Origin of the sequence: Paraburkholderia sp. EB58 (assembly GCF_050436665.1) — a bacterium.
In the GTDB taxonomy this organism is placed as follows: domain Bacteria; phylum Pseudomonadota; class Gammaproteobacteria; order Burkholderiales; family Burkholderiaceae; genus Paraburkholderia.
On the sequence record NZ_JBNDMQ010000022.1, the window covers coordinates 42137 to 53787 of the forward strand.

Genomic DNA, 11651 nt, shown 5'->3' on the forward strand with positions numbered 1-11651 from the left:
GCACAAGTGTTCAGCGGTCTGATCGACTTTTTTTGATGATAGGAGCCGGGGTTGCAGAAAGCGAGTGTTGTCACGGAAAGCGTCGAAAGCGACGAACAGAATCCCGCGCGGCGCCTGCGTTTGCGGGCCGCGTGGATGTATTTCGTCGAGGAAATGACCCAGAACGAAATCGCCCTGAAACTGGGGGTCGGACGCGTGACTGTCGTACGTCTGCTGGCGGCTGCCCGTGAACGCAACGAGGTGAAAATCACCATCGGCGATCGTCTGGCTGAGTGCGTCGAGGCTGAACGTCTGCTCGAAAACCGCTTCGGTGTCGAGGAGGCGATCGTCGTGCCGCTGTCGGCGCGCGGCGCTGACGCCACCGGGCCGGTCGCCGCGGCGACCGGCGCCTATGTGTCGTCGCTGGTGCGCGCCAACATGCGGATTGGCGTGGGCTGGGGACGCACCCTCGTCAGCTCGCTCGCCTTCATGAGCGAGCGCAACGTCGAGAATCTGTCGGTGGTGTCGCTGCTCGGCGGCATCATGAAAGCGCGCAAGTTCAATCCAGCCGAGTTCGCCTGGCGTTTTGCCTCGCTGTTCCAGGCGGATTGCTATCTTATGACCGCGCCGCTGGTGGTGGATAGCGCGGCCACGCGTCAGACGTTGATCGAGCGCTGTGGCCTCGGGGATATTTTCGAGCTCGCGAAGTCGCTCGATGCGGTAGTACTCGGCGCCGCCGGCATGGGGGCGGATGCGACGGCGCACCTGTCGAAATTCATTTCGAACGCCGACCGCGCGTCTCTGGTGAAGGCTGGCGCGGTGGGCGACGTGCTGTTCAATTTCTTCGACGCCGGCGGCAAGCTCGTCGATCACCCGATCAATGAACGCGTGATGTCAGTGCCGCTCGATATCATCAAGAAAGTGCCGGTGCGCGTGATGGCCGCTGGCGGAGCCAACAAGGTGCAGGCGCTGGCCGGCGCGTTGGAGATGGTGAAGCCGACCGTCCTCATTACGGATGAGTACACCGCAAAAGATGTACTCAAACTCGCGGGTCCGGGCTGAGCGGTGCATTGCCGAAAGCCTTGCAACGGGGCGTAACGCGAACACGCTGCGCGCACAGTTTGAGCAGTGCCTGACACTGCCTGAAGGCCCCCGTACAGGCGTTTGAGCTTTTCTCCTTTCCTTGGCGCTCGCCGCCGCGACATGCCGCCCGGCCGACATCGCGCCGTCGGCGAGCGATACGCCTTCCTGACCTGATTTGTCCGCCGCCCGCCCCGCGAGCGAGCGCGCTCCCCGCGTGCTGATTCGTTGTCCTGTGAATCCTTCCGGCCAGATAAACCCTTTCAGGTGCGCCTTGGCTCGCCCGCCGCGCGCTTTGCATAGGGGTAAATCCCAAGCCCAAAACGCGCTTTGGGCAAAACTCGACCTTGTACCTGGAGTGAACAAAGTGCTATTGTGAAATACAAAAGTGCTATTCGATGTCGGAGCGGACGAGCGCCCGCCGCACGCCTGCCAATACCTCTTCGCGCGCTTTCGCGCAGCATTTCAGGAGCTATGCCCATGCATAACATCACTCCCAGCGGCCTCGCGGCCGACCTCGAAAAGCGTGCCGCATCCGGCCGTCCGATTCGCATTGGTCTGATTGGCAGCGGCGAGATGGGCACGGATATCGTGACGCAGGTGCGGCAGATGCACGGTCTGGAAATCGGCGCGATTGCCGATCTGCGCCCCGAGGCTGCGCGCGCCGCGGTGCGGGTCGCGAACGGCGCCGACACCGGTTACCGGATGGCCGACACGCGCAGTGCCGTCGAACAGGCAATCGAAGCCGGCGAAATCGCGATTACGCAGGATGTCGACGCGGTCTGCACGAGCGACCTGATCGACGTGGTGATCGACGCGACCGGCAAGCCCGCGGTCGGCGCTCAGATTGGCTTACTCGCCATGGAGCACGGCAAGCACCTCGTTATGATGAACGTGGAGGCGGACGTGACGATCGGCGCTTATCTGCGGCGCGAAGCAGAGCGCCTGGGCGTGGTGTATTCGCTAGGCGCCGGCGACGAGCCGAGCTCGACTATCGAGCTGATCCAGTTCGTCAGCGCACTCGGCTATCCGATCGTCGCAGCGGGAAAAGGCAAAAACAATCCGCTCAATATCGACGCGACGCCCGATCTCTATCAGGACGAAGCGCATCAACGAAACATGAACCCGCGCATGCTGGTGGAGTTCGTCGACGGTTCGAAGACCGCCGTCGAGATGGCGGCAATTGGCAATGCAACCGGCCTCACGCCGGACGTGCCCGGCATGCACGGCCCATCGGCGACCCTCGACGAATTGCACAAGGTGCTGTGCCCGGTGGCCGACGGCGGCATCCTGTCGCGCAAGGGCGTGGTCGATTACACGATCGGCAAGGGCGTCGCGCCCGGGGTGTTCGTCGTTGCGGAACTGGCGCATCCGCGTTTGCGCGAACGCATGGAGGACCTGAAGCTCGGCAAGGGTCCGTACTACACGTTCTATCGTCCGTATCACCTCACCAGCCTCGAAGTGCCGCTCACGTGCGCGCGTTCAGTGCTTTATCGCCGTGCCGATATGGAGCCGTTGCCAGTGCCGGTGGTCGAGGTGTGCGCCGTCGCCAAGAAAAACCTGCAGCCAGGCGAGCGGCTCGACGCGATTGGCGAATACACCTATCGGGCGTGGGCCATGACCGTAGGCGACGCGCGCGCGCAGCATGCCGTGCCGTGCGGGTTGATCGAAAACGGCCGCGTCACCCAGCCGATTCGCCGCGGCGAACTGCTGACCTACCGCAACTGCGCCGTGGACAGCGACTCGCCGATCGTCGCCTTGCGCCGTTTGCAGGACGAGATGGTGTACGGCAAGCCGCTTGCCGTCGCGTAATGAACGGGTGGACGGGCTCATCAAGGAGGATGGACATGCAGGAGATCATGGAAGCATTGCCCACGAGGCCGGCCACGGTACTGCGCGGGGTATTGTTCCGGCACGATCCAGCGACGCTGCGCGAAGCCTTGCGCAAGATGATTCTCGTGCGGCGTTTCGAGGAGAGCGCCGAGCAGGCGTACATGCGTGGGCTGATCCACGGCACCATGCACCTTTCCATCGGCCAGGAGGCGAGTGCGATCGGCGCAACGCTGCCGCTCACTGATGACGACTACATCACCTCCACGCATCGCGGCCACGGCCATTGCATCGGCAAAGGCGCGGACCCCAAGCGCATGTTCGCGGAGTTTTTCGGCAAGGAGACAGGCTATTGCCGCGGACGCGGCGGCTCGATGCACATTGCCGACGTGAGCCGCGGCAACCTGGGCGCGAACGGCATCGTGGGCGGAGGCATGCCGATTGCGGTCGGCGCGGCGCTCTCGGTGAAGCGGCAGCATAAGGACAGCGTGGTGATGTGCTTCTTCGGCGACGGCGCCAACAATGAGGGCGCTTTCCACGAGTCGCTGAACTTCGCTTCAATCTGGAAACTGCCGGTGATCTTCGTGTGCGAGAACAACCGCTACGGGATGTCGATGTCGGTGGAGCGCTCCACCGCGGTATCGCACATCGCGCAGCGCGCCCTCGCGTATGACATGCCGGGCGTGACCGTCGACGGCAACAGCTTCACCGAGGTGCTGAACGCCGCCGAAGAGGCTGTTGCCCATGCGCGCAAGGGCGACGGGCCCACGCTGCTCGAGTGCGAGACGTACCGCCTGCGCGGCCACTCGAAGAGCGACCGCAACCGATACCGCACGCGCGAGGAAATCGACGGGTGGACTGCGCGCGACCCGATCGTGCGTTTCGAGAACGAATTGCTGCAGTGCGGCTTGCTCGATGCCGCAAGTATCGCCACGCTGCGGGAAGAAGTCGAAGCGGAGATCGAGGCCGGTCTCGAGTTTGCGCAGAACAGTCCGTCGCCGCAGCGCGCCGAACTGACCCGGTACGTGTACGCATCGACCAGCGGGAGCGAGCAATGACGGCGGACGTGCTTGAAAACGTGCAGGCGGCGCAGCAGGATCAAACGCAAGCCCAGACGCACGATGAAGTGCGCGAACTGACTTACGCGCAGGCGATTCAGGAAGCGATGGCCATTGCGATGGAGCGCGATGAACGCGTATTCCTGATGGGCGAGGATATCGGCGTCTACGGCGGCGCATTTCAGGTCACGGGCGACCTGTACCAGCGCTTTGGAGCTGAACGGGTGATGGACACGCCTATTTCGGAACTCGGCGGCGCGGGCGTGGCAGTGGGCGCGGCGATGACCGGCTCGCGGCCGATCTACGAATTCCAGTTCTCCGACTTCGCCACGCTGGCGATGGAGCAGATCGTCAACCAGGCCGCCAAGATGCGCTTCATGCTCGGCGGCGAAGCGTCGGTGCCGGTCGTGATGCGCTTTCCGGCAGGCTCGGGAACAGGCGCGGCCGCGCAGCACAGCCAGAGTCTCGAAGCGTGGTTTGCCCATGTGCCGGGGCTGAAGGTGGTTCAGCCGAGCACGCCGCATGACGCGAAGGGCCTGTTGCTGGCCGCGCTGGAAGACCCGGACCCGGTGCTGATCTTCGAGCACAAGCTGCTGTACAAGAGCAAGGGGCCCGTGCCGGAGGGTTACTACACCGTGCCGATCGGCAAGGCGGCTGTGCGCCGCGCGGGCCGCGACGTCACGATCGTGGCCACCTCGATCATGGCGATCCGCTCGCTGGAAGCCGCAACCCTGCTCGAACAGGAAGGTGTGGATGCCGAAGTGATCGACCTGCGCAGCATCCGGCCGATCGACCGCGAGGCGATCATCGCCAGCATTCGCAAGACCTCGCGGCTGATCTGCGTCTACGAGGGCGTGCAGCAACTCGGCATTGGCGCGGAGATCGCCGCCATCGCATGCGAAAGCGAGGCCTTCGATTATCTCGACGCGCCGGTGATTCGCCTGGGCGGCGCTGACTGTCCGTTGCCGTACAACCCCGAGCTGGAAAAAGCGGCGGTCCCGCAGGTCGACGACATCGTCGCGGCGGCGCGGCGCATCGTCGGCGGGAGGGGCTGATATGCCGACCGAGGTCATTCTGCCGCGCGTCGACATGGACATGACCGAAGGCATGATCGCTACCTGGCATGTCAACGAAGGCGACGAGGTACGCGAAGGAATGCTGATCTTCGAAATCGAGACCAGCAAGGCGACGATGGAAATCGACGCGCCGGCAAGCGGCATCATCCGACAGATCAGCGCGCCGGTAGGAAAGACGGTACCGGTTGGCAGGGCGGTCGCATGGATCTACGCAGCGGGTGAAGCGCTTTGCGATCGTGGCGAAGCTGGCTTGACCTTGCCAGAGGGCGCGGCGACGGCGGAGGCGGAGGCGACGCAGGAGGAGGCGACACAAGCGCGCGCCATGGAGGCGTATCAGCTTGAATCGCTGTCCGACCCGCACGCGAATGCGACTGCGGACGCTCCAGCGAACGGGCAGCAACCGTTACGGGCAACCCCGGCTGCCCGGCGCCTTGCCCGTGAACGCGGGCTACGGCTAGTGGACATACCCGGCTCCGGACCGCATGGACGCGTTGCTGCGCAGGACGTACTGCGGGCGGTTTTGCCGGCGGATGGTCCCGGCGAGGCGCGCCGCGATGCGCCGCTCGCGCGCCTCTACAGCATCACGTTACGCAAGGGCAGCGGCGACCCGCTGGTGCTGTTGCACGGGTTCGCGGCGGAATCCAATAGCTGGCGGCCGTTCTCACAGGCCGTGGCACGCATGAGCGGTCCCGAAGCGGGTATGCTGGCCGTGGACTTGCCCGCGCATGGCAAATCGCCGGCAGAGGCGGCGGGCTCGCTGGAACAGATGGTCGCGGCGCTCGAGGACACGTTGCTCGAGGCGGGCATCACACGGTGTCATCTGGTGGGGCATTCGTTTGGTGGCGCGTTGGCACTGGCGACCACGGCAAAGGCGTCGCGCCTGGAAGTGCGCTCGCTGGCGCTGCTTGCCCCAGCGGGTCTCGGTCCTGAGATCAACGGCCCATTCCTGCGTGGCGTCACCGAGGCGACCTGTCGCACGAGTCTCGCCCCATGGCTCAAGCAGTTGTTTGCCGATCCGGCGCGGATGGACGAAAGTTTCGTCGCCACTGCCGCGCAGCAGTTGGAGCGCCCAGAAGTTCGCGAGCGCCTCGCGGCGGTGGCGGACACTTTCTTTCCGGACGGCACGCAAGTGCTGGATCTAAGGCATCTATTCGATGATCTGAGGTTGCCTGTGCGCGTGCTTTGGGGGCAGCAGGACCGGATACTTCCGGTTAGGCATACAGACGGGCTGCCCGGTCATGTCGCTGTGCATCGGTTCGCTGGCGTGGGGCATTTGCCGCATGTCGAAGCGCAGGCGGAGGTGGCTTGGTTGGTGGTGCAAAATATCGCGGCTGCGACGGCAGGGGACACGCGCGCGCTTGCCGCGTTACGATGATGCTGCAAGCGGCCTTTCCAACATTGTCATCAAGCGCTTGATGAGAGAGTGGCGGGGCAATGACTGGCGTTTTCCCCGATGAATTTAAAAATGAACAATTGTATTATGCGAAGTGCAAGATGTTCATGCGCGTACATTAAAGAGGTTAGATTCAGATAGCCCAATCCAGATGTAGCTTTGCATGGGACCGGAGTAAGCGCTGAAGCGCTAACTCCGGTCGACAGGAGACGATGATGGACTTTGTGCGCGGTGCCTTACTCGCCCTGGCGGTATTCTGGGCGTTGCAACTGGTCGGCTCATGGTTTCAGATGCGCCGCTATACGTACGCGGTCCGCGATGCCGCAAAACGTTGGCAAAGCGGCTTTCTCGGCGTCGGCTCCTGCAAGGTCAAGCTTGGACGAGGCGCGGTTGCCATCGTCGTTCTGTCTTCTGATCTGCGTGTCTGCCAGTTCCTCAGCATGTCCGGCCTCACGGTCTTCACGCGGTTTCATCCACACGAAAGTTTTACGGGCCTCTCGGCCAGCGAGTTTAGCGCGCGCCTGAAGGCCTCGAAGTTGCGCCGCAGCATTGCGCAGGCTGCCACCGACGCACTCGAGCGCGCCCAACGCGCCGCCGAAGTGCCCACCTGATTCCCTTCTACGCATTTGAGCAAGCAAGCTGTTCTTTCCGGTTCCGCCGGGTCACGCTGAGTCACGCCTTGCGGAGCTTTTCGCGATCGTTTCGGTTCATCTGGGAGATTCGCCATGTTCATCCTTGATTCGCTCACGCATGTCGCTGAAGGGTTCATCGGCATCTTCAATGCCGGCGGTAAAACGTTTGTGGGCTTCGTCGTGGGTATCCTGCCCACGCTGATCGTGCTGTTGACCGCGGTGTACACACTCATCGCATTGATCGGCGAGCAGCGGGTGCAAGGTCTCGCGCGCTTTTTCTCGAAGAACGTCATCACACGCTACACGCTATTGCCGCTGCTTGCGATGTTCTTCCTGACCAATCCGATGGCCTACACGTTTGGTGTGTTTCTCGAAGAGAAGCACAAGCCCGCGTTTTACGATTCCGCTGTTTCGCTGTGCCACCCGATTACCGGTCTCTTTCCACATTGCAACCCAGGTGAGTTGTTTGTCTGGCTCGGGGTCGCGGCCGGTCTCACCAAGCTGGCGGAAACCCACGCTCTGTCGTTTTCCATTCCGAAGCTCGCGCTGTTCTACCTGATCGTCGGTCTCTTCGTGAATCTGCTGAAAGGCATTCTCACCGAGGCGTTGACCCGGATTCTGGCTCGCCGGGAAAACATCGAACTGTGATGCACTGCCGTCGCTGGCAATCCAACATCGAGACTGAGGAGACATGACATGGATACGAGAGCATACAGAACGGTGAAGGTCGAGCGCGGACCCAATGGATGGGGTGGCCCGCTCCTGATTCATCCCACACCGGAGCGCAACAAGATCGTTGCCGTGACGGGCGGCAACATACCTGAACTGGCCAGGCTTCTCGCCGAAATGACGGGCGGCGTGCTGGTCGACGGGTTCCGCACTCCGCCACCGGAGTCCGAGATGGCGGCAGTGGTGATCGACTGTGGCGGCACGGCGCGCTGCGGTGTGTATCCGCGCAAGAAGATTCCGACCATCAATCTGACTTCGGTCGGTCAATCGGGTCCGCTGGCCCAATTCATTACCGAGGATACCTATGTATCCGGCGTGACTCCGGAGAACCTGACTGCGGTCGAAGATGATGCGGTGGGCGCCGTGGGTGCACGTGCTGCGGCTTCGCCCGCCGCCACGTCGCCGTTTGCCGCGCCGGCTGGCATCGTCGGAGCCGCAACGCGCGAAGCCGAGCACTCGCGCGGCCTGATCGGCTTCATCACCTCGATCGGACGCGGCATGGGTGGTGTCGTCAATGTGCTGTTCAACAGCGGCCGCAAGGCGATCGATACCGTGATCCGCAATGTGCTGCCGTTCATGGCCTTCGTGACCATGCTGATCGGTATCATCAACTCGACCGGCATCGGCACGGGTCTCGCGCATCTGCTCTCACCGCTCGCCGGCAACATCGTTGGCCTGATCGTGTTGTCCGCGATCTGCGGCTTGCCGTTCCTGTCGCCGGTGCTTGGCCCGGGTGCGGTGATTGCCCAGGTGATCGGTGCGGCGATCATCGGACCGGCCATCGGCAACGGTACGATCCCGCCGCAGATGGCGCTGCCGGCGCTGTTCGCGTATGACACCCAGGTGGGCTGCGACTTCGTGCCGGTCGGGATGGCGCTCGGCGAAGCCAAGCCGGAGACGATCCGGATCGGCGTGCCCGCGGTCCTGATCAGCCGGCAGATCATGGGGCCCATTTCGGTCCTGATCGCCTGGGCGGCAAGCTTTGCACTCTAATTGGTGAGACGGAATGGCTATGCACTACTACAAGACGGTGATTTCGGAGGTCGGTCCCGAAGTGCGGGACCTGCTGGAAGGCGGCGTGCTGATTCTTTATGCCGATGGTGCGCCGCCTGAACTGGCCGAGGTGTCCGTGCTGCATCGCGCCGAACAGGCGCATGCCGAGGCGCCTCGTGCGGGTTCGCAGTTGCGCATCGGCGAAGTCAGTGCGTTGGTCACCGCGGTCGGGCCGACGGCGTGGAACAAGGTTCACGAGATGGGCCACGTCGTGATCAATTTCAACGGTTCGAACACGGCTGAGCGGCCCGGCGAGATCTGCACGCAACCCGTCGATACGGACGCGTTGCTCGCCTGTATCCGCAGCGGCACGGTGATCGAAATCGTGGAGCTTTGATCAGGTGGGCCGTCACGTACCGACCCGGTCAGTCAGGTTGCAGTGGTGAGGTCTGTTGATGGTGCAGTTTGTTGAACGCTTTACATGAGAAGGTCCTGCGATGTTAGAAACTGCAATCGTCGTGAAGGTGAACGAAGGACTGCATGCGCGGCCCGCCACGCAGTTCGCCAAGCTCGCGAAAGAGTTTTCCTGTTCGCTGCAGATCGTTCGCGGTGCGACGTGCGCCGACGCCAAAAGTGCCGTAAAGCTCATGCTGTTAGGCGTCAAGCAGGACGATCAGATCGTGCTGCGAGCCGACGGCTCGGACGAAAGCGATGCGGTGCGTCGGCTGCTGCAATTTCTGTCGGAGCCTGGCGCCGGCGTGTCGCTTGCGGGGCATGACGCAAACGACCGGCTGGTTGAAAAAGCTCAGGCAGTTGAGGCGGTGGACAACGCCGGCTTGGCTCAACCGCAGGACCTGGATGCGAATGGAACCGCCGTAACCGTGGCGTCCGTGCGAGGGGTGGCGGCGAGCGAAGGTCTGGCATACGGCGAGGCGTTCGTGTATTTGCCCGAGGAATTGCGTGCCACGCGGCAGTTTATCGAGCCGGACGAAGTGGAAGCGGAGTTGGCCCGTTTCGGCGTGGCGTTCCGCGAAGCGATCGCTGCGCTCGATGCGCAGTTCGAGACCATGGGCCAGCACGACGATATCGTCGAGGCATTGACGGACGTCGCGCAAAGCGACGAGTTTTCCGGCGCCGTCAAGGACCGCATCACATCGGGTTGGGATGCGGTCGCGGCGACGCTGCAGGTGGGCGAAGATCTCTCCGCTGCTTTCCTCGCAATGGAAGACGAATATTTGCGCAGCCGGGCCGACGATATTCGCGGCATCGCGCGCCAGGTGGCGCTAAAGCTGCTCGGGCGCGACGACGTGAGCCTTGCGTCACTGAGCCAGCCTTGCATCGTGCTGGCCGCGGATCTGAGCGCCCTCGATTTCGCGCGCGCGTGCGTGGCCAACATCGTGGGTCTGGTCTGCATCAAGGGTAGCGCGACCTCGCATCTCGCGATCATGGCGCGCGCGCACGGCATCCCCGCGGTGCTGGGCTTGCCGGTGACGGAAGATCGTTTGCGCGAAGCCACGACCGTCGCGCTCGATGGTGCACAAGGGCAGGTATGGTTCGATCCCTCGTCCGAATTGAAGGCGGACTTTGCGACGCGAATCGCGCAGGACCGGCGTCGGCACGCCGCACTGAGCGTGTATCGCGACGTGGCCCCCGTCACGCGCGACGGCCGGCACATTGAGATCGCCGCGAACCTCGGTTCACTGACGGAGATCGACGCGGCACTCGAAGCCGGTGCGATGGGCGTGGGCCTGTTCCGCACGGAACTGCTGTTCATGGACCGCCGCACTTTGCCCGACGAGGATGAGCAGTACAACGTCTACAGCCGGCTCGCGCAGGCGTTTCATCCGCGCACGGTGGTGATCCGCACGCTCGATGTGGGGGGCGACAAACCGGTGCCCGGCATTGTTTTTCCGCAGGAGGACAATCCGTTCCTCGGCTGGCGCGGTGTGCGCATGTGCCTCGACCGTCCCGACGTGTTCAAGCCGCAATTGCGCGCGTTGCTGCGTGCGGCGGCGGTGGGCAATGTGCACGTGATGTTGCCTATGGTGGATGATCTCGACGAGATTCGCCGGGTGAAGGCGCTGCTTGCAACCTGCGCGCAGGAGCTGAATCAGGAAGGCGCCGCTTACGCGATGCCGAAACTGGGCATCATGGTCGAGACGCCTGCCGCAGCGCTCACCGCTGATCTGCTGGCGCCCGAAGTGGACTTCTTTTCGATTGGCACGAACGATCTGACGCAGTATGTGATGGCCGTCGACCGCGTCAATCCGAATCTGGCGGCGCTCTACAGAACGGATCATCCGGCGGTGCTGCGCGCCATCGGCATGGTCTGCGAGGCGGCGAAGAAGGCGAATATCAGCGTGGCGGTATGTGGTGAAGCGGCGGCGCGGCCGGCGATGATTCCAGTGCTGATCGGCTTGGGTGTCAATGAGTTGAGTATGAGTCCGTCGTCCGTGTTGAGGGCAAAGAAGATTGTGAGCGAGTTGTAGGGCGCGAGCGTCCTTCTGCCCATTGAACAGTCTGACAGCGGCGCGGTGACCACCGGATTGCGCCGTATTCTGGGTATGCAAGCCACGTGCAAGCCGGGTGGGCGTAGAATGCCAGCCTTCCTGGACATAACCCGAGAGTCGATCCGTCTCATGAACGAACCGCGCAAGAAGAACCCGACGTTTGGCGTTGCCGTGTTTATTGTGATCGCGGTGTTGCTGGTGATTGCTACGCTCCTCTATAACGCGATCACCGAGAAGCGCGAGTTCGACCGCGACAATGCTGCGCCGCCGAATGTTGCTTCGGCAGCTGCCGCAACCGCGGGCGCCGCCGCGGGTGCGAGCGGCAGCGCGCACTGATCCTCTGAGCGCAGCGTAGCGCAGGGCGCCCCTCA

The 11651-nt window shown here is 63.2% G+C and carries 11 protein-coding genes; all 11 read left to right on the forward strand.

Annotated elements, in window-relative coordinates:
* The first annotated feature begins 51 nt into the window (after nt 1-51).
* The 11 genes from P3T40_RS27830 (at nt 52) to P3T40_RS27880 (ending at nt 11616) form a co-directional block, all read left to right on the forward strand.
* Entirely contained in the window at nt 52-1041 is a 990-nt protein-coding gene (locus tag P3T40_RS27830) for a sugar-binding transcriptional regulator (RefSeq protein WP_429270930.1), read from the forward strand.
* A 498-nt stretch (nt 1042-1539) separates the two neighbouring features.
* Nucleotides 1540-2871: an NAD(P)H-dependent oxidoreductase gene (locus P3T40_RS27835; RefSeq protein WP_429270931.1), complete on the forward strand. Its 1332-nt coding sequence runs from the start codon at nt 1540-1542 to the stop codon at nt 2869-2871.
* Nucleotides 2872-2906: 35 nt separating this feature from the next.
* Nucleotides 2907-3947 carry a thiamine pyrophosphate-dependent dehydrogenase E1 component subunit alpha gene (locus P3T40_RS27840; protein WP_429270932.1) on the forward strand — a complete coding sequence of 347 codons (1041 nt, stop codon included), beginning with the start codon at nt 2907-2909 and terminating at the stop codon, nt 3945-3947.
* Complete coding sequence (locus tag P3T40_RS27845) at nt 3944-5002, forward strand: alpha-ketoacid dehydrogenase subunit beta (RefSeq protein ID WP_429270933.1); 1059 nt, start codon at nt 3944-3946, stop codon at nt 5000-5002. The genes P3T40_RS27840 and P3T40_RS27845 overlap by 4 nt, the downstream gene beginning before the upstream one ends.
* 1 nt (nt 5003) lies before the next feature.
* On the forward strand, nt 5004-6398 hold the full coding sequence (locus P3T40_RS27850) for an acetoin dehydrogenase dihydrolipoyllysine-residue acetyltransferase subunit (protein ID WP_429270934.1): 1395 nt from the start codon (nt 5004-5006) through the stop codon (nt 6396-6398).
* Nucleotides 6399-6631: 233 nt separating this feature from the next.
* Complete coding sequence (locus tag P3T40_RS27855) at nt 6632-7027, forward strand: transcriptional regulator GutM (RefSeq protein WP_429270935.1); 396 nt, start codon at nt 6632-6634, stop codon at nt 7025-7027.
* A 114-nt stretch (nt 7028-7141) separates the two neighbouring features.
* The gene (srlA, locus tag P3T40_RS27860; RefSeq protein ID WP_429270936.1) at nt 7142-7696 is read left to right on the forward strand and encodes a PTS glucitol/sorbitol transporter subunit IIC; all 555 of its coding nucleotides are present in this window, start codon (nt 7142-7144) and stop codon (nt 7694-7696) included.
* 48 nt (nt 7697-7744) lie between these two features.
* Nucleotides 7745-8770 (forward strand): PTS glucitol/sorbitol transporter subunit IIB, encoded by a 1026-nt coding sequence (gene srlE, locus P3T40_RS27865; RefSeq protein ID WP_429270937.1) that lies wholly within the window; start codon nt 7745-7747, stop codon nt 8768-8770.
* A 13-nt stretch (nt 8771-8783) separates the two neighbouring features.
* Nucleotides 8784-9167 carry a PTS glucitol/sorbitol transporter subunit IIA gene (locus P3T40_RS27870; protein ID WP_429270938.1) on the forward strand — a complete coding sequence of 128 codons (384 nt, stop codon included), beginning with the start codon at nt 8784-8786 and terminating at the stop codon, nt 9165-9167.
* Between the two features lie 100 nt (nt 9168-9267).
* Entirely contained in the window at nt 9268-11259 is a 1992-nt protein-coding gene (gene ptsP, locus P3T40_RS27875; RefSeq protein ID WP_429270939.1) for a phosphoenolpyruvate--protein phosphotransferase, read from the forward strand.
* Between the two features lie 150 nt (nt 11260-11409).
* The gene (locus P3T40_RS27880) at nt 11410-11616 is read left to right on the forward strand and encodes a hypothetical protein (RefSeq protein WP_429270940.1); all 207 of its coding nucleotides are present in this window, start codon (nt 11410-11412) and stop codon (nt 11614-11616) included.
* Nucleotides 11617-11651 lie beyond the last annotated feature (35 nt).